The following is an 18,787-nucleotide window of genomic DNA, read 5'->3' on the forward strand; positions in this document are numbered from 1 at the left end:
GTCCTTAGGGTTCGTGGGAAGGGCGGGTGAGGGTGCGGAACAGCAGGACGTCGTCGCCCAGGGCTTCGCAGGCCGCGTGCGCCTCGGCCACCTTGGCGGCGCGGTCCGGGTCCGCGTCGTCGAACAGCAGACCGAGCATGGTGCCGCTGTGGGCGCACACCACGCCGAGCGCGCCGGTCCGCCGGGCGACGGCCAGCATCGCGTCGAGGTGCCGCTTGGGCGCGAAGCGCTGGTTGAGGACGGCGCTGCGGGTGGTCACCCGGCCCACGGCGGCGAGGTCCCCGGCGCGCACGGCGGCGGTCAGGGCGTCCAGCAGTCCGGTGAACTCGGCGGTGTCGGCCGGCGAGTAGCGCTTGGGCCGCTTGTTGAAGGCGACGGTGTCCAGCCGACCGCCCTCGTCGACCGCCACCACGGTGGCCGGCGGCAGCCCGCCGAGGGCCTCGCGCAGGCGCACCTCGCGGTGCTCGAACACGACGACGCCCGGGTGCATCACCCCGTCGGTCGGCTCGATCGGGCGCAGCCAGCGCTCCACCTCGGCCGGGCCGGTGTCCAGGCCCAGCGCGCCGCCGACGGCGCGCGCGGTGGCGACCAGGTCGGCGGAGGAGCTGGCGAGGCCCTTGCCGATGAGCAGGTCGCTGTCCAGGATCAGGGTCCCACCGCCTCCGGGCTGGTGGGCCGTCAGCATGGCCTCGGCCAGCCGCAGGGACTTCGTCTTGTGGGCGGGGAATACGCGTAGCGGGCCGGCCGGGTCGAAGCGGAACCAGGCCCGGGAGCGGAGCGTGATCGGCAGGGTGACGAGGAAGTCCGTGCCGTCGGGCAGCCGTCCCTGCAGGAGCTCGCCGAAGGTGCCCGAGGCGTCGGCCCGGCCGCTGCGCAGGTCCGCGCCCGGGCGGCGGGTGATGAGGCCGGAGCCCGTCACGAGGTGCTCGCCGGGGTGCGCTCGGCGGTGTCCTCGACGGCCAGCAGGGCGTCCACGCGCGCCGCGGCGACGCTCGCCGCCTCCTCGCGCAGCCGCCACTGGCCGGCGACCTCGCGGTAGCCGCGTTCCTGCGCGGCGAGCATGGCGCGGACGGCGTCGGGGTGCGTCGACCCGGCGGAGTGCTTGACCCGGACGGCCCGGTCGGTGTCGAAGGCGCCGGACAGCAGTGCGGCGGGTTCGGGCACCCGGTGGCCGTGCTCCCCGGCGATCGCCGCGAGCAGCGGGCCGTCGGGGTCGGCCGCGGTCAGGCCCTTCGCGACGGCGGCCCTGACGTAGGCTCCGGCGATCACCTGTGCCGTCCGCCAGGGGACGCCGGCCTCCAGGGTCAGCAGGTTCGCGAGGGTGAAGCCGCCGAGGAAGTCCGCCTCGCAGGCCTCGCGCATCCGGTCCGTGCGGAACACCGCGCCGGCGAGGGCGGTGCGGGCCAGCCGCAGGGCCGAGCGCAGCGCGGCGACCTGGGCCTGGAGATGGCGCCCGGCCTCCTTGGAGACCTCGACGCTGTTGGCGTACGGGGTGCCGCACTGGGCGAACGCGAGCTGGGTCGCGCAGCCGACCACGTGCGAGCAGCGGCCGCGGATCCGTTCCAGGACCGGGAAGTTGCGCTTCTGCGGCATCGCGGCCGAGATCCCGGCGAGCGCGTCGGGGAAGTCCACGAAACCGAAGCCGGCGCCGCTCCACGTCATCAGGTCGGTGGTGAAGCGGCTGAGCAGCACGGCGGGGTCCGCCAGCGCGGAGGCGACCGCGAGGGCCCAGGACCGGGAGGCCACCGAGACCAGGGCGTGCGGCTGCGGCTGCCGGAAGCCCAGCAGGCCGGCCATCCGCTCGCGGTCCCAGGGCAGTTCCTGGCCGGCCATGCTGCCCGCGCCGAGCGGCGAGCGGTCGATCTCGTCGTAGGCGGTCAGCAGGCGCCGGGCCGCGCCGAGGATCTCCTCGGAGAGCGCCGAGAGGTAGAAGGCGGGCGTGATGGTCTGCGCGGCCTGCGCGTGGGTGTAGCCGGGCATGGGGCTGTCCGGCAGTTCGGCGGCGCGCGCCGCCGCCGTGCGTCCCAGGGCGATGAGGTCCCCGGCGACGGCCCGGACGTTCTCCCGGCAGGACAGCAGCTGGCCGCAGGCCTGGAAGTCGTTGCGGCTGCGGTCCACGTGCCAGGCCGCGAAGGGAGCGGTGGCGCCCCGGGCCACGTGGCGTTCCATGGCGAAGAAGATGTCCGACATGTTGTCCCGCGGGTCCGCCCGGATCAGCTCGGGGGTCAGCTCGTCGAGCCGTCCGGCGATCGCCGCAGCCCCCTCCGGGTCGACCAGGCCCATCCTGCGGTACTCCAGCAGCAGCACCTTCTCGATGGAGACGTAGTGCGGCAGCAGGGCCTCGGCCTCGTAGGCGAACTGCGGGGCCAGCACCTCCTCGTCCCAGACCTCGCTGGGCACGCCGTCGATCCGGCCGGTCACTGCCATGTCTCTCCCTCGGAGTCGTTCTGCTCGTGCCGGTGGGGCGTGGTGCGCCGGTCCAGCACGGCGGCCAGCCCCGCGACGGTCGGGTTCGCGAAGAAGGCGTCGACGGTGGTCTCGACGCCGTGGTCGGACGACAGCCGGGCGAGCAGGCGCAGTGCCTGCAGCGAGTGGCCGCCGGCCGCGAAGAAGTCGTCGTCGACGCCCACGCGGTCGACGCCGAGGACCTCCGCCCAGGCGCGGGCCACCAGGGCCTCGGCGGCGGTGCGCGGCGGTACGCGGCCGGGCAGTGGGGCCGGTGCCGCTCCCGGCCCCGGGCCCGGGCCGGCCGGGAGCCGGGACAGCGGGGTCGCCGGGTCGGCCAGGGCCGCCGTGAGCACCGCCGCGTAGTCGGCGAGCAGCCCCGCGGCGGTCTCCCGTCCGAACAGCGCGGTGTTGTACTCCAGGCGGACCGCCGTGCCCGAGACCTCCAGCAGCAGGTCGTCCTCGGCCGCCGTGGCCGGGGGCCCGAAGCCCTCGGCCGCCGTGACGTTGAACGCCAGCTGGTAGAGCGGGGGCAGGCCGGGCCCGCGCTGCGGCGCGAGCTGCTGGACCACGGCCTGGAACGGCATCTCCTGGTGGTCGCGCGCCGCCCGCCACACCGCCCGGACGCTGTCCACGAGCGCGGCGTACGAGGGGTCGCCCGAGGCGTCCACCCGGAGCGCCACCGTGTTCACGAACGTGCCGACGAGGGGCAGCAGTTCGGGCCGGTCCCGGCCGGAGAGCGGCACCCCGAGGACGAGGTCGTCCCGGCCGGAGCGCCGGTGGACGAGCGCGGCGTACCCGGCGAGCAGGAGCTCGAACGGCGTGGCCCCGGACCGGCCGGCCGCCGCGAGCGCCCGCGCGGTGGAGGCCGGGAGCGCGGCCCGGAGCTCCGCGCCGGCGAAGGACCGCCGGGCCGGGCGCGGCAGGTCCAGCGGAAGGCCGTGCGCGGGCGGCAGGCCGGCCAGCTGCTCCCGCCAGTAGCCGGCCAGCGGGGCGATCCCGTCGCCGCCGAGCCGGTCGCGCTGCTGCCGCGCGTAATCGCCGTAGGAGACGGGGAGTTGGGGAACGTGCGGCGTACGGTCCTGCTCGAAGGCCGCGCAGAATTCGGCGATCTCGGCGTGGAGGTTGAAGAGTGACGGTGCGTCGCAGACGGCGTGGTGGGCGACGAACAGCAGCCGCCAGCGGCCCGCGCCGAGCCGGACCAGCCCCGCGCGCCACAGCGGCGCGCGGGAGAGGTCGAAGGCCGTGTGCTTCAGCCGGTCGGCGAGGGCCTCGCGGTCCTCGCGCCGCCGCTCCTCGGGGCGGCCGGACAGGTCGACGACCTCGACGTCGGGGTCGACGCGGTCGTGGACGACCGCGGTCAGCACGCCGTCCACGACCCGGAACCCGGTGCGCAGCGGCTCGTGCCGCGCCACCACGGCGGCCAGCGCCGCCCGGATCTGCCGCTCGGAGAGGTCCCCGTGCAGCGGCCACTGGTCCGCGACGTGGTACAGGGCGGTGCCGGCCGCGAACCGGCTGGCCAGCCAGGCGCGTTCCTGCGCGAAGGACGCGGCGGTCATCCGGCCGCACCGCCGGGCAGGACGTGCCCGGGCAGCCGCACCGGGTCGCCGAGGACCACGGCGACCTCGCGGGGGCCCTCGTACGGCTCGCGGCTGTGGGCCGTCCGGATGTTGTCGACGACCAGGACGTCGCCGTCCCGCCAGGTCTCGCCGAAGGCGGCCGCGTCGTAGACCGCGTTGACGGCTGCGACGGTGCCGGCCCCGACCGGGGCGCCGTCGCCGTGGGCCGTGGTGAAGGGCAGGCCGGTCGGCCCGTACTGGTGGAGGAGGTACTCGCGGACCGCCGGGTCCATGGTCAGCTCGTTGAGGAAGGCGATCTGGTTGAACCAGCCGGGCACGCCGGTGCGGGGGTGGGCGACGACGGCGGCCCGGCGCTGCACGGTGCGCAGCGCGCCGTCGCCGGACCACGCGTGTGCGATGCCCTCGGCCGCGCAGTAGGCGTCGACCGCGGCCCGGTCGTCGGTGCCGAAGGCGTCGGTCCACGGCACGCCGACGTCCTGGTAGGCCCGCAGCAGCCGCCAGCCGTCCCGGCGGAACGGCTCGACCAGCTCCGGGGGCAGGGCGCGCAGCACCTGTTGGGAGTCGGCGAGCATCGTGCGGCCGCCGCGCCGCGGGGCGGTCAGGCACCCGAACACCAGCAGTCCCGGGACCTCGGCGGCGTAGCTCTGCTCGTGGTGCATGCACATCGGGGTGTCGGCGGGCCAGTGCGAGGCGGAGTGGACGCCCTCGCCGAGGCGGTCGCGGGGCGCGAAGCCCTCCCGTTCGGCCATCGGCTCGATCCCGAGCGCGGCGGTGACGGCCGCGAGCCCGGCGGCCGAGGCGACACCCAGGCCGCGCAGGAGGACGGCCCCGGAGGCCTCGACCTCGGCGAGGACCTCGGCGCGGTGTTCGGCGGCCCACTCCGGGCCGGGGGCGGCGGCGAGCACGCGCAGGACCGGCACGGCGTCGGCGGCGGGGGTCATCGGCGCGCCTCCGCGGTGCGGCCGGCCGCCTTGCGGTCGAGGAGCGCGGCCACCTCGGCGACGGTCGGGGTGTCCTTCAGCTCGCCCACCGTCACCGCGCGGTCCAGGGCGATCGCCAGCCGGATCGCGGCCAGCGAGGTGCCGCCGAGCTCGACGAACCGGGAGCCGCGGCCGACCCGGTCGAGCGGGACGTTGAGCAGCTCGGCCCAGAGCCCGGCGACCCGGCGCTCGGTGTCGGTCTCCGGGCGTGCCGCGTCGCCGTCGGCCGCCGCCGGGCCGCTCGTCCGGGCGTTCGTCCGGGCGGTGGCGGTGAGCGCCTTCCGGTCGATCTTGCCGTTCGCGGACAGCGGCAGCCGGTCGAGGCGGTGCAGTCGGCCCGGCACCATGTAGTGGGGCAGGACGGCGGCCAGGGCCCGCTCCACGGCCCCGGGCTCCGGCGCGCCGCCGCCGCTGTAGAAGCCCACCAGCTGCGGGTCCTCCGCCGTCCCCGCGATCACCACGGCGCCGTCCCGGACGCCGGGGACCTGGAGCAGCCGGTTCTCGATCTCGCCGATCTCGATCCGGAAGCCGCTCACCTTCACCTGCGAGTCCCGGCGGCCGAGGTACTCGAACTCGCCGGTGGGCAGCCGGCGGCCGAAGTCGCCCGAGCGGTAGAGCCGTTCGCCCGGCCGATACGGGTCCGCGCGGTACGCGGCGTCGGTGCGGGCGGCGTCGTTGACGTAGCCGCGGCCGACGCACACCCCCGCGAAGACGATCTCCCCCGGTGCCCCGTCGGGGACCATGCGCAGCCGCTCGTCCACCACGTACACCCGGACGTTGCGGGTCGGCGGGCCGAGCGGGACGGAGCGGCCGGCCGACGGGCCGTGCAGCACGCCGTGGTTGGTGTCGTCCGAAACCTCGGTGGTGCCGTAGCAGTTGACCAGCGGAATGCCGGGGAAGGCGGCGAACCAGCGGTGCACCAGCTCGGTCTTGAGCGCCTCGCCGGTCACCGCGAGGCAGCGCAGCGACGGCAGGCCCGGGCTGTCGCCCCGGAGCGTCTCCAGCACCAGGTCCAGGTAGGAGGGCACCAGCTGGGCCACCTGGACGCCGGCCCCGGTGACGGTCTCCACGAACCGGCGGACGTCGGTGACGGTCTCCTGCCCGACGATCTCCGTCCGGCCGCCGACCAGCAGCGCGCAGACCAGCTGCCACAGCGAGATGTCGAAGCACTGCGGCGCGGTCTGGGCGATGACGTCCCCCTCCCGGACGCCCAGGTCCTCGATCTTGGCGTAGAGGTGGTTGAGGAAGCCCGCGTGCTCGCACATCGCGCCCTTGGGCTCGCCGGTCGAGCCCGAAGTGAAGTAGATGTACGCCAACTGGTCGGCTGCGACCGCGAGTCCGAGGTCGTCCTCGCGGCCGGGCGCGGCCAGCACCTCGGTCAGCACCGAGACGGTCACCGCCTCGCGGCCGCGCACGGCCTCGTCGAGCTGCGCCGGCCCGGGGTCCGCGAGCACCCGGCGGCAGCCGCTGCGCTCCAGCACGACGGCGATCCGCTCGGCCGGGAACGCCGGGTCCAGGGGCAGGTAGCAGCCGCCCGCCTTGAAGACCGCGAGGACGGCGGCCAGCCACTCCAGCGAGCGCTCGGCCACCACGGCCACCACGTCCTCGTCGGCCAGCCCCTGCTCCCGCAGCGACCACGCGATCCGGTTGGCGCGGCCGTTCAGCTCCGCGTACGTCCAGCTCCGGCCGTCCTGCGCCGCGGCGACCGCGTCGGGGTGCCGGCGCACGCGCTCCTCGAACAGCTCGTGGAACCGGCGGTCCGGCAGCGCCCGGACCGGGCCGGCGGAGGCCGAGAGCACGGCGGCCAGCTCCTCGCCGGCGACCAGGCCGTGTGCGTCGTGCGCCTCGTCCGGGGAGCCGGTCATCCGCTCCAGGACCGTACGGACGTAGCCCTCGGTGCGGTCGGGGCCCACGTGTCCCTGCTCCGCCGCCTCTTGGAGGACCTTCTCCGCATCGGCCCGCCCCTCCGGGGCGGCCACCCGGGCGATCAGCTCCCGCCAGCTCCGGCCGCCGTCGCCGAGCGCGTCGGAGCCGGTCAGCACCGCCGCGACCTTGAACGACGCGGCCAGCCGCACGGTGTCCGGATCGACCCCGGCCTCGGCCGCCAGGGCCGCGACCGCCGCTTCGGCGTTCCTCATGATTCGTCACCCTTCAGCTCGTTCAGCTCGTTCAGCGCGTTCCGACGTGCCGGCAGGGGCCAGGGCAGCCGCGCACGATCACGTTTGTTGGTGGCGGTGCGCGGCAGATCGGCCAGCACCGCGATGAGGTCGGGCACGGCGGGCGCCGGCAGCCGCCGGGCCACGAGCCGGCGCAGCTCCTCCGGGGAGACCCCGGCGTCGGCCACCACGTAGCCCACCAGGCAGGGGTCGCCGGTCGCGGTGGTGCGCACGGCCGCGGCGGCCTCCCGCACCCCGGCCTGCCGCTCCAGGACCGCCTCGACCTCGTCCAGCTCGACCCGGTTCCCGCGGATCTTCACCTGGTTGCCGGTCCGGCCGGTGAACGCCAACGTGCCGTCGGCCCGCCAGTACCCGCGGTCGCCGGTGCGGTAGAGCGTCCGGCCGGGCCGCCACGGGTCGGGCAGGTACGCCGAGGCCGTCTCGGCGGGACGGCGGTGGTACGAGCCGGCCAGGAACGGGCTGCGCAGGTGGATCTCGCCGGGTACCCCGGCCGGGCACGGCCGCCCGAGGGCGTCGAGGACGAGCGCCTCCCGGCCCGGGATCGCCCCGCCGATCGGCACGGTGGCCGGGAACGCCGCGCCCGGGGGCAGTTCGTGGTGGGTGGCGAGGATGCACTCGGTGGGCCCGTACAGGTTGTGCAGCGCCGGGCGCACCGGCCGGTGCGCCCAGGCCTCGGCCAGGTCCACCGGGAACACCTCGCCGGCGACCAGGACGTGCCGCAGGTCCGGCAGTTCGCCGCCCTGCGCGTCCAGCGCCTCGGTGAGCAGCCGGAGGAACGACGGCACGGTCTGGATCTGGCCGATCCGCTCCCGCCGCAGCCAGCGCACCACCGCGACCGGGTCGCGCCGGGCCCCGCCGGGCGGCAGGCACAGCGCGGCGCCCGCAGTGAGCGCGGCGAACACCTCGGTGTACGCGGCGTCGTAGGTGAGCGGCGCCCACTGGGCGATCCGGCTCCCCGGCCCGATCCCGAACCGCTCCCGCTGCCACTCGGCGAACTGCGCGAACGCGGCCCGCGACAGCGCGATCCCCTTGGGCGTCCCGGTGCTCCCCGAGGTGTGCACGATGCACAGCGGGTGGTCGGCGGCGGGCGGGGCCTCGAAGCCGTCGTGGTCTCCCGGCGGGTCCTGGGGCGGGACGGGCTCCAGTGGGAGCACCGGCAGGCCCGCGAACCGGCCGTCCGGGTCGAGCAGTTCGGGGTGCGCCGCGACGGCGGTCCGGTCGGCCAGCACGCAGACGGCGCCCGTTCCGGCCAGGATGTCGCGCAGGCGGGCGTCCGGGTCGGCGGGGTTCAAGCACGTGAACGTGGCGCCGGTGCGCATGGCGCCGAGCACGGCCGCGATCCCGCCGGCGCCGCCGCCCGGCAGGATCGCCACCACCCGCCCGGGGCCCGCGCCGTGACCGGCCAGGGCGTGGGCGATCCGGCAGCTCCACCGGTCGAGCCCGCGGTAGTCGAGCGTGCCCTCCGGGGAGCGCACCGCGACCGCCTCGGGGGCCTCCTGCACGCGTGCCGCGAACTCCTCGTCCAGGAAGGCCAGGTAGTCGCGGTACGGCCGCGCGGTGCCGGGGACGGGCGCCGGGTGGGGCGCGGGGCGGCCGGAGAGGTCGAGTTCGGCCAGGGGCCGGTCCGGGCCGTCCTGCCCGAAGCGCAGCGCCCGGACGAGGTGGTCGGCGAAGCCCTCCGCCGTCGTCTCGCCGGGCAGGGTGCCGGTGAGGGCGACGGTGAACCCGTGCGGCCCGGTCACGGCCAGGGTCAGCCGGCCCCACGGGTCGGGCGGGGCGTCGACGGTCACCTCGGCCGCGACGCCCGGCAGGTCCAGGACCGCCGCCGGGAGGTCCCGCCCCGCGAACACGGCGCGGATCGGGAAGTCCGGTACGTCGTCGGCCTCCGGCGCGGTGCGCACCCGGGCGACCAACTGGGCGGACGTCAGGGCGCCGGAGAGGTCCAGCCGGATCGCCCGGTGCTCCGGACCGTCCGCCACCGCCACCACCGCCTCGGCCGTCCCGGCGTACCTGCCGAGCACGGCCGCGAAGGCGGCGAGCACCCGCTCGGCGCCGGCGTCGTCGGGCAGCTCGCGGGCCGCCCGCTCCCCCGGGAACCGGACGCCCGGCCGGGGGCCGGGCCCGGGCGCCGGTGCGGCCCCGGTCCGCGCACGGTAGGCGGCGCCGAGGTCCCCGGTCAGCGCCGCGACCGACCACTCGTCGGCCCGCGCCGCGTCCACCGCGATCAGGAGCTCGTACGCCCCGGCGCCCAGCCCCGCCAGGCAGGCCCGCAGCCGGGGGCGGCCGGCGGCCCCGACCGGCCGGGCGGCCTCGTCCGCCGCCAGGTCCGCCAGGACGCGCCCCTGCTGCTCCCCGCCGGACCGCGCGAGGTCGATGACCCTCAGCCGGACCCGGCCGGGCCGCTCGCCCTTGAGCTGCGGGTGCGCGGCCACCACGTCGTCGACGGCCGCGGACAGCGCGGTGACGTCCAGCTCGCCCGTCAGACGGGCGCGGAGCAGCGCGTTCGCGACGGAGGCCTTCGCGACGGAGGCGGTCACGACGGGCTCCCCGCCGTGCGGTCCGTCACCGCGGCGGCGAGCCCGGCGACGGTGGGGTCCTGGAGGAACGCGCGCAGCGGGAGGTCGACCCGGTACTCGTGCCGGACCCGGTCCATTAGGCGCGCGATCGCGAGGGAGTCGCCGCCGAGGAGGGTGAAGTCGTCGTCGCGGCCGATGTCCGCCAGGCCGAGGATCTCGCTCCAGATCGCCGCGATCCCGGTCTCCGTCGGCCCCTTCGGCGGTTCCGCGGCCTCCGCCGCCCGCTGCAGCGCGACCTTCGGCAGGGAGCGGCGCTCCACCTTGCCGTTGAGCGTCCGGGGGATCGCCGCCATGCGGACGAACACCGAGGGCACCAGGCCGGGCGCGAGGCGCCGCGCGGCGTGCGCGCGCAGGTCGGCGTCGGAGACGTCCGGGGCCACCACGTAGGCGACCAGGGCGGTCGTCACGTCCTCCGTGACCGCCGCCGCGCAGACGTCCTGCACCCCGGGGCGGCCGCGCAGGGCGTTCTCGACCTCGCCGAGGTCGACGCGCACGCCGTGGACCTTGACCTGCTGGTCGCGGCGGCCGTACAGCTCCAGGCTCCCGTCGGGCCGCAACCTGCCGAGGTCGCCGGTGCGGTGGGTGGTGGCCGTGCCGCGCCACTCGTCGTCGCCGAGGTAGCCGAGGAGCGGGAACGGGACCTCGATCTCCACCTCGCCGAGCGCGTCCGGCGGGTCGCCGGGCCCGGTCAGGACCCGGGCCGACACGCCCGGCAGCGGCCGGCCGACCGGCACCGGCCGGGCGTGGGCGTCCTCCTCCGTCGTCCGGTGGAAGAGCTTCGTCATGGTCGTCTCGGACGGCCCGTACAGGTTGACCAGCTCCTTGCCGCCGCCGAACAGGCCGCGCCACCAGGCGACGTCCGAGGGCTGGAGCGGCTCGCCCGCGAGCAGCACGGCGCGCAGCGCCGGGAACGAGCCGGGGGTGAGGGCGGCGGAGCGCAGGGTGCGGAAGAGGGTCGGCACGCAGTGCAGGACCTCGACCTCGTGCTCGGTGAGCCAGCGCGCCAGGCCCTCGCCGACCGGCGTCCCGCCGGCCGGGGGCGCGCAGACGGTGCCGCCCGCGCACAGCGGGGCGAAGGCGTCGCGCAGGAACGCGTCGAAGCCCGGCGAGGTCAGCTGGGAGACCCTGGTGCCCGCGCCGATCCCGAACTCGGCGATCTCCCAGTCGACGAAGTGGTGGACCGCCCGGAGGCTGCCGCGGATGCCCTTGGGGCGCCCGGTCGTGCCCGAGGTGAAGTAGACGTACCCGCGGTCCTCCGGGGCGGACCGCTGCCAGGCCTCCGCGGACCACGCCCGCGGCTCCAGCTCCTCCGGGCGGACGAGCCGTGCGCCGCCGGGCGGTTCGCGCTCCGCGAGCGCCGCGCGGCCCGGGGCGTCGGCCACGACCGCGCCCGGCCGCAGGGCGGCGAGCACGCCGTCCAGGACGGCCGCGGGCAGCCTGGGGTCGACCGGCGCGAAGGTGCGGCCGGCGGCCGCGCAGCCGAGGACGGCCGCGATCACCTCCACCGGGTCGGCGCAGGAGATCAGGACCGGGTCGGCGGGCCGCACCCCCTCGAAGGCGGCCTGGTAGCCGGCCACCCGGCCCGCCAGCTCTTCGTAACTCACCTTCCGCTCACCGGACTTGACGGCGCAGCGGGCGCCGTCGCGGGCCAGGCCGTCCGCCCATCGCGTCAGAACCGTCGGCGTGGTCATATCTCTCCGTTCCTGATCCGCCGTGCGATGACGGTCATCGGGTCGATGCTGGGCAGGTGGCGGGTCAGTCCGCGGGCCTCGATCGCCCTGGTCACCAGGTGCAGTTCGGTGCAGCCGGCGACGAACGCGGACGCCCGGTACTTCGGCAGCAGGCCGCGGACGAAGTCGACCGTCGGGAGCCGGTCGGCGTTGCGCTTGAGCCGGTAGATGTGGTGGTGCAGCTGTTCCTGGTCGGCCTCGTCGGGCAGGACCAGGCGCTGCGCGTACTGCGGCCACCGCTCGTGGCCGGTGAAGACGCCGGCCAGCACGCTGCCCCGGGTGCACAGCACCAGGTGCCGGCCGGGGCGTTCGGCGAGCTGCTCGAAGACCAGGTCCACCAGGGAGACGCAGCGCGAGCGCAGCGCCTCCGGCAGCAGCCGGATCGCGGGGTGCGCGGTGATGCAGGCCACCACGACGACGTCGGCGCCGGCGGTGAGCAGGCGCTCGACCGAGTCCTCCAGCGCGTCGCGGACGAGGCCGACCGTCCCGGACTGGATGGCGGTGGTCCGGTCGGCCACGGCCGGGTCGGACCACAGCAGGATCCGGGCGGCGAGCTGCTCGTGCTCGGGCGGTTCGAGCCCGTACACGGTGTTGAGCAGCTCGGTGGAGGCCAGCGGGCCCATTCCGCCGATCACGCCGATCAGCGGCTTGCGGGCCCCGGGCTCCCCGGTGCGCGCGGGGGCGCCGGCCGGCAGGGGTCGCGCGGCGGCCGCCGGGGGCGTGGTGACGCGTTCTCGGGTCATCCCAGGCACGGCAGGCCGAACTCCTCCAGGAAGATCGCGAAGGTCGCGATGACGAGCAGGTAGTCCGTGTCGAGGTGCGGGTGCACGGTGCGGGCCCCCGAGGTCTGGCGGCGGATCAGCTCGGCGACGACGGCCGGGTCGAAGTAGCCCTGCCGGCGCACGGTCGCGGGCGAGAGCAGGTCGTCGAACCACTCGTCGCCGGCCAGGAGCAGTTCGGTGCTGGTCTGGCTGCGGAAGCCGAACTTGCGGCGGTCGAGCACCTCCTGCGGGACGAGGCCCTCGGCCGCGCGGCGCAGCACGGCCTTCTCCCGGCCGCCGGCCGTCATCAGGGACGGCGGGATCGTGGTCGCGTGCCGGACGACGTCCCTGGCCAGGAACGGGAAGCGCATCTCGACGGAGCTCGCCATGGCCATCCGGTCGCCGTGGTCGCCGAGCAGGTGGTCGGCGAGCCGCAGGTGGAAGTCCAGGTAGGAGCGCTGGTGCAGCGGGTGGCGCCCGATCAGGCGCTCCGGGTCGACGAGGCGCTGGGAGGTGACCGAGAAGGCGTCGAACTCCTCGGCCAGCGGGCCGCTGTAGAGCTGGCGGCGCAGGTCGTGGGCGGGCACCTGGTCGGTCTCGTAGCGCAGGTCCAGGCCCCACATCCGGTGGGCGGCCGCGCGTTCGAGCTGCTCCTCCAGGAGGTCGGCCGGGCCGCGGCCGGGGCCGCCGGTGTCGAACAGGTAGCCCGGGTAGCCGCCGAACAGCTCGTCGGCGCCCTCGCCGCTGAGCACCGCGACCGTGCCGGTGGCGCGCACCTCTCGGGCCAGCAGCATCGAGCAGACGTTGTAGGACTCCTTCACCGGGGTCTCGGCGTGCCGGACCATGGCGCCGAGCAGGCCGGCGGTGTCGGCGGCGTCGACCGGCACCTCGTGGTGGCGGGTGCCGATCTTGCCGGCCACCAGCCGCTGGTAGCGCGCCTCGTCGATGCTGCTGCCGGGGAAGGTGACCGCGTAGCTGGGCCACGCGTGGCCGGGGCGGCCGGCGGCCAGGAGCGCGCCGATCAGGCTGGAGTCCAGGCCGCCGCTGAGGTAGGTCCCGACGGGGACGTCCGCGACCGAGCGGGAGCGGACGGCGACTTCAAGGAGGTCCCGGGTGCGGTCGGCGCAGGTGTCGAGGACGCGCGGGTCGCGCAGGGCGGCGGCGTCGCGGCGGCGGGCCTCGTCGTCCCAGAGCGGGTAGTCGAGGTCCCAGTAGCGTTCGGTGCGGTGGCCCGAGCGGTCCGCGACGAGCCGCTCGCCGGGGCGCAGCGACCTGATGCCCTCGAACATCGTCCGGGGGCTGACCAGTCCGGGCAGCGAGAGGACCTGGTCGAGTCCGCGCAGATCGACCCGGCGTTCCACCAGCGGGTGGCGCAGAATGCTCTTGGCCTCGGAGGCGAAAACGATTCGGCCGGCCACCTCGGTGTAGAACAGCGGCAGCACTCCGCAATGGTCGCGGGCGAGCACGAGGCGGTCCTCGCGCCGGTCGTAGAGGGCGAAGGCGAACTGGCCGTCGAGGTGGTCGGTGAGTTCGGTGCCGTATTCCTCGTAGAGGTGGACCAGGACTTCCGTGTCCGAACCGGACCTGAATGCGTGGCCCTTTCTCCGGAGTTCCTCGCGCAGTTCCCGGTGGTTGAATATCTCGCCGTTGCACACCGAGACCACCGAGGAGTCCGGGGTGGCGTGGGGCTGTCCCCCGCCGGCCAGGTCGACCAGCGACAGGCGGCGGAACCCGGCGGTGAACGCGCCGGTCTGGCAGGTGGTGTGCGCGTCTGGCCCCCGGTGCACCAGCGCGTCGGTCATGGCCGTCAGGACGTCGGGGTCCAGGCCGGCCGGGTCGTCGAATCCGTAGACCCCGGCTATTCCGCACATCGAGCACAGGCTCCCATCACCCGGTCGCTCACACGAATCCTGACGGAATCCGCTGTTCTTCCGATAACTCCGCCGGTCACATTAGGAGCGGCGCCTCGCACGGGTCAACGATTTACCGCTCGTCCTTTGGGACAGAATCCCGGCCCTACCGGAGTACAGGTCGGTTCTCGACCTGCGGGCGGCGACGCGCGGCGCTTTCCCGGCCTAGCGTGAGGGCCGAACGATTTCGCGTGGCAACGACGGTGAGGTTGGAGACTATGCGCGTCCTCGGCTACAGCGGGCTGAACGGCGGACTGGAATTCAAGCGGGCGGCTTTCCCCGGGCTCGATCCCCGGCTGCACAGGTTCGCCCAGGGCTACGACTCGGCGGCTGCCCTGGTGATCGACGGCGAGGTCGTGGCCGCCGCCGCGGAGGAGCGGTTCACCGGCGAGAAGACCACCGGGTCGTTCCCGGCCAACGCGATCGCGTTCTGCCTGGAGCAGGGCGGGCTGAAACCCGACGACGTCGACGTCCTGGCGCACGGCTTCGCCTACGGGGAGCCGGCCGGCGGCGCCGGGAGCACCTACGCGGCCACCCGGTTCCGCGAGGTGTACTCGACGGCGTCGCAGATCGCCCTGGCCGAGAAGTTCCTTCCCGGCCGGCCCTGGGGCGACCGCTTCCGGCCCGTCCCGCACCACCTCGCCCACGCCGCGAGCACCTTCTACCCCAGCGGGTTCGAGGAGTCGCTGATCGTGGTGAGCGACGGGATGGGCGAGTCCGAGAGCCTCACCGTCGCGGTCGGCCGGGGCGAGGAGATCGAGGTCCTGCGCACCGTCCCGGCCATGCACTCGGTCGGGATCCTCTACAGCCTGGTGACCCACCACCTCGGCTTCGTCCCCTTCATGGACGAGTACAAGGTGATGGGACTCGCGCCCTACGGGGACCCGCAGCGCTACTACGACCGCTTCGCCGACATGGTGCGGCTGCGGGAGGACGGCACGTACACCGTCCCCGTACTGGCCCGGGACCGCACGGCCTTCGAGCACGAGACCCACGAGGGCGTCCTGCGCGAACTGGCGGCCGTGCTCGGCCCCGCGCGGCTCCCGGGGCAGCCCTCGACCCAGGAGCACGCCGACATCGCCGCGGCCCTCCAGGCGATCACCGAGCAGTCGATGCTGCACGTCCTGCGCGCGGCCCGCGAGCGCACCGGCCTGAACCGGCTCTGCCTGGCCGGCGGCGTCGCGCTCAACTGCACGCTCAACGGCCTCGTGTCGCGCAGCCGGCTGTTCGACGACGTCTTCGTCCAGCCGGCCTCCAGCGACGACGGCACCGCGATCGGCGCGGCGCTCGCGGCGGACGCCGCCGCGTCCGCCGGGGCCGGGCGGATGTCCATGCCGTACTGGGGGCCCGGGTTCTCCGACGAGGAGCTGGCGGCGGCGGTCGGCGAGCCGGCGGGCTGCACCGTCGAGGAGTACGCCACCGACGCCGAACTCGCCGAGCGGGTCTCGGAGCTGCTGGCCGACGGCCGGATCACCGCGTGGGTCCAGGGCCGGATGGAGTTCGGCCCCCGCGCGCTCGGCAACCGCAGCATCCTCGCCGACCCGCGGACCGAGGCCATGCGCGACCGCCTGAACGAGGTGGTCAAGGAGCGCGAGAGCTTCCGGCCGTTCGCGCCGGTCGTCCGCGTCCAGGACGCCTCCGAGTACTTCGAGATCGAGCCCGGCACCGAATCCCGGTACGCCCACATGCTGTTCGTGACGCAGACCCGCGCCGGGCACCGCGACGACCTCGGCGCGGTCACCCACGTCGACGGCAGCGCGCGCGTCCAGGTGCTCCACCCGGAGAGCAACCCGCGGTTCTTCGAGCTGATCGGCGCCTTCGGCCGCCGCACCGGCACCCCGGTGGTGCTGAACACCTCGTTCAACCTGCGCGGCCAGCCGATCATCGCGACCCCGCAGGAGGCCCTGCGGACGTTCCTGCGCTCGAAGCTGGACGCCCTCGTCCTCGGCCGGACCGTCGTCGTCAAGGGCGCCGAGGAGTCGATCGCCGATGTCGGCTAATCCCTTCCCGTCCCCGGCCGCCCACGCGACCCTGCCGCCCGACCGGCCGCGCCCGCCGGTGCCGCAGTTCCGGCGCGCGACGGTGGGCCTCGACGGCGCCGCCTTCGCCGAGTGCCTCACGGAGGTCTCGGCCCGCTACGGGATCGAGCCGCGGACGGCGGCCGTCGCCGCGGTCGCCGCCGCGCTGGCCGCCCGCCACCGGCGCGGGCGCACGGTGCTCGCGGTCGGGACGGACCTCGGACCGGCCCGGCTCGTCGACGTCGGGGTCGAGCTGGGCGGGCGGACCGCCGCGGCGGCGGCCCTCGGCCGGCTGGAGGCCGAGCTCGAAGCCGGGCTGGACGCCGAACTCGAAGCGGAGTCGGGTCCGGAGTCCGCCGAACGCTCCGGCGTCGCCGTGCTGTTCGGGCGCCCGGCCGAGCAGTGGAGCGGCCTCGGACCCCGGCTCGCCGACCGGGACCTGGTCCTCAGCATCGACCCCGACCGCAAGGAGGCCGGCTGCGAGTTCGACCGCGACCTCTACGACCCCGCCGGCGTGACGGCCTTCTGCGCGGACGTCCGCCAGGTGCTGGCCGCACTCCTGGACTCGCCGGACCTGCCCGTGCTCGACGTCGAGGAGAGCCCCGGCCCGGAAACGGCCGACGCCACGGCCCCGGACGCTCCCGCGCTGAGCTCCGCCGAAGCCCTCCTGGCGGGCATCTGGGCCGAGGTGCTGGACGTCTCCCCCACCGAGATCGAGGCCGGCTCCGACTTCTTCGCCCTCGGCGGGCACTCGCTGCTCGCCGCCCGGGTCGCCATGCGGGCGGGCACCGTCTTCGGCGCCGAGGTCACCGTCGAGGACCTCTTCCACCACCCGACGCTGTCCGGCCTCGCCGCCCTGATCGGCCGGGCCGCGCCGACCACGGTGGCGCCGATCCCGGTGGCACCGGCCGGCGGCGCCCACCCGCTCAGCTCCGCGCAGACCGGCATCTGGCTCGCCGAACAGCTCGACCCGGGCGCGGCGCAGTACAACTTCCCGCTGTACTGGCGGCTGCGCGGCACGGTCGACCCGGCGGCGCTGCGGCGGGCCCTGGACGGGCTGGTGCGGCGTCACGAGGCGCTGCGGCTGCGGATCACGGAGTCGGACGCCGGCCCGGTCCAGGGCGTCGCCCCCGTCTCGGCGGTCCCCTTCGAGACGGTCGACCTGCCCGGACACGACGACGCGGCCCTCGCCGCACTGGTCCGGCGCACCGTCGACGCGCCCTTCGACCTGGCCGAGAACGCGCTGCGTGCGCTGCTCGTCCGCCTCGCGGACGACGACTGGGCCCTCGTCCTCGTCGTCCACCACATCGTCTGCGACCAGTGGTCGCTCGCCCACCTCGTCGACGAGCTCGGCACCCTGTACGCCAGCCGGGCGGGCGCGCCGCAGGACGGACCGCGCACCGGCTACCTGGACTACGCGTCCTGGCACCGGGACGTGCTGGCCGAGCGGCTGCCCGCGCTGCGGGAGCACTGGCGCGAGGACGTCGTCACCGCCCCCGAGGTGGACCTGACGGCCCTGCACCGCGCCGACGCCGGCCCCGGCCTGCGCGCCGGCTGCCACCGCTTCGAGATGCCCGCCGGGCTCCTCGGCGAGGTCGAGGCCCTCGGACGGCGCAGCGGCGCGACCCCGTTCATGGTGCTCTACGCCGCGTTCCTCGGGCTCCTCCACCGCTACTCCGGCCAGGACGACCTGACCGTCGGCACCTCCGTCGCCGGCCGCGGCCACCCCCAGCTGGAGACGGTGGTCGGCTCGTTCGTCAACCTCGTGCAGCTGCGCACCCGGCTCGCCCCCGGCGTCCCGTTCCGCGAGCTCCTGGACCGCGCCCGGACCACCGTCATCGACGCCTACGCGCACCAGGACTACCCGCTGGAGGCGGCCCTGCGGGAGCGGCGGGCCCACGGCGCCCCGGGCACGCCGCCGACCTCCGTCATCTTCGAGCTGCTCAACGTCGACCCGGTGCGGCTGACGCTCCCGGGCGCCGAGGCCGAGGAGGTGCCCGTCCGGGTCGGCTCGGCGAAGTTTGGCCTGATGGTGACGCTGGAGGCCACCGCGTCGGGGACCATCGGCAACGTCGAGTACCGGGCCGACCGCTACGACGCGGCGCGCATCGCCCGGTTCGTCGAGCACTACCTGTCGCTCCTCGCGGCCGTGGTGCGGGACCCGGAGCTGCGGGCCGACCAGTGGCTGCCGGCCGGGGACCCGGCCGTTCCGAGCCCGGCCGCCCAGGCGGTGGCGGTCGCAGCCGACCAGGAACAGGACCACGGCGCCACTCCGGCCTCCCGCCAGCGCGACGCCCTCGAAACCGTCCTGGCCGGCATCTGGGCCGACGAGCTCGGCGTCGCCGCCGTCGGCGCCGACGAGGACTTCTTCGCGCTCGGCGGCTACTCGCTGACCGCCACGAGGATCGTGGCCCGGCTGCGCCGCGAGCTGTCCGTCACGGTGCCGCTGCGCGTCCTGCTCGTCGACGGGACGGTCGCCTCGCTCGCGGCCTACGTCGAGGCGCACGAGCCCGACCTCCCCGGCCTGCAGCGGACCGTCCGGGTCATCCGGCTCGCGCGGGCGGACACCCACCGGCAGCGGCAGACCGCCGACCAGGAAGGGATGTGACC

11 protein-coding genes are annotated in these 18,787 nt (G+C 75.7%); 2 read left to right on the top strand and 9 right to left on the bottom strand.

The features are described 5' to 3' along the window. Positions 1–4: 4 nt before the first annotated feature. Genes ACFVU9_RS28270 through asnB form a run of 9 tightly spaced genes read right to left on the bottom strand, consistent with a single transcriptional unit; the run spans position 5 to position 14,120 of the window. Positions 5–919: a kinase gene (locus ACFVU9_RS28270; protein WP_387598088.1), complete on the bottom strand. Its 915-nt coding sequence runs from the start codon at positions 917–919 to the stop codon at positions 5–7. Next, complete coding sequence (locus ACFVU9_RS28275) at positions 916–2,427, bottom strand: argininosuccinate lyase (RefSeq protein ID WP_387598091.1); 1,512 nt, start codon at positions 2,425–2,427, stop codon at positions 916–918. The genes ACFVU9_RS28270 and ACFVU9_RS28275 overlap by 4 nt, the downstream gene beginning before the upstream one ends. Further along, the gene (locus tag ACFVU9_RS28280; RefSeq protein ID WP_387598094.1) at positions 2,418–4,004 is read right to left on the bottom strand and encodes a condensation domain-containing protein; all 1,587 of its coding nucleotides are present in this window, start codon (positions 4,002–4,004) and stop codon (positions 2,418–2,420) included. The genes ACFVU9_RS28275 and ACFVU9_RS28280 overlap by 10 nt, the downstream gene beginning before the upstream one ends. Beyond that, positions 4,001–4,966 carry a TauD/TfdA family dioxygenase gene (locus tag ACFVU9_RS28285; protein WP_387598097.1) on the bottom strand — a complete coding sequence of 322 codons (966 nt, stop codon included), beginning with the start codon at positions 4,964–4,966 and terminating at the stop codon, positions 4,001–4,003. The genes ACFVU9_RS28280 and ACFVU9_RS28285 overlap by 4 nt, the downstream gene beginning before the upstream one ends. Next, positions 4,963–7,143, bottom strand: coding sequence for an amino acid adenylation domain-containing protein (locus ACFVU9_RS28290; RefSeq protein WP_387598100.1), 2,181 nt, complete (start codon positions 7,141–7,143; stop codon positions 4,963–4,965). The genes ACFVU9_RS28285 and ACFVU9_RS28290 overlap by 4 nt, the downstream gene beginning before the upstream one ends. Then, positions 7,140–9,719, bottom strand: a complete 2,580-nt coding sequence (locus ACFVU9_RS28295; protein ID WP_387598102.1) for an amino acid adenylation domain-containing protein — start codon at positions 9,717–9,719, stop codon at positions 7,140–7,142. Before ACFVU9_RS28295 ends, ACFVU9_RS28290 begins: the two co-directional genes overlap by 4 nt. Further along, positions 9,716–11,449 carry an AMP-binding protein gene (locus ACFVU9_RS28300; protein WP_387598105.1) on the bottom strand — a complete coding sequence of 578 codons (1,734 nt, stop codon included), beginning with the start codon at positions 11,447–11,449 and terminating at the stop codon, positions 9,716–9,718. Before ACFVU9_RS28300 ends, ACFVU9_RS28295 begins: the two co-directional genes overlap by 4 nt. Then, a complete protein-coding gene (locus tag ACFVU9_RS28305) occupies positions 11,446–12,231 on the bottom strand; it encodes an aspartate/glutamate racemase family protein (protein ID WP_387598108.1) in 786 nt (261 codons plus the stop codon). Before ACFVU9_RS28305 ends, ACFVU9_RS28300 begins: the two co-directional genes overlap by 4 nt. Continuing rightward, complete coding sequence (asnB, locus tag ACFVU9_RS28310; RefSeq protein ID WP_387598110.1) at positions 12,228–14,120, bottom strand: asparagine synthase (glutamine-hydrolyzing); 1,893 nt, start codon at positions 14,118–14,120, stop codon at positions 12,228–12,230. The genes ACFVU9_RS28305 and asnB overlap by 4 nt, the downstream gene beginning before the upstream one ends. A gap of 257 nt (positions 14,121–14,377) precedes the next feature. Between asnB and ACFVU9_RS28315 the strand changes: the two genes are divergently transcribed. Then, the gene (locus tag ACFVU9_RS28315) at positions 14,378–16,159 is read left to right on the top strand and encodes a carbamoyltransferase (protein ID WP_387598113.1); all 1,782 of its coding nucleotides are present in this window, start codon (positions 14,378–14,380) and stop codon (positions 16,157–16,159) included. After that, the gene (locus ACFVU9_RS28320; protein WP_387598116.1) at positions 16,149–18,785 is read left to right on the top strand and encodes a condensation domain-containing protein; all 2,637 of its coding nucleotides are present in this window, start codon (positions 16,149–16,151) and stop codon (positions 18,783–18,785) included. The genes ACFVU9_RS28315 and ACFVU9_RS28320 overlap by 11 nt, the downstream gene beginning before the upstream one ends. Positions 18,786–18,787: the final 2 nt, after the last annotated feature.

The sequence above is a fragment of the Kitasatospora sp. NPDC057936 genome (assembly GCF_042887525.1).
GTDB lineage: Bacteria > Actinomycetota > Actinomycetes > Streptomycetales > Streptomycetaceae > Kitasatospora.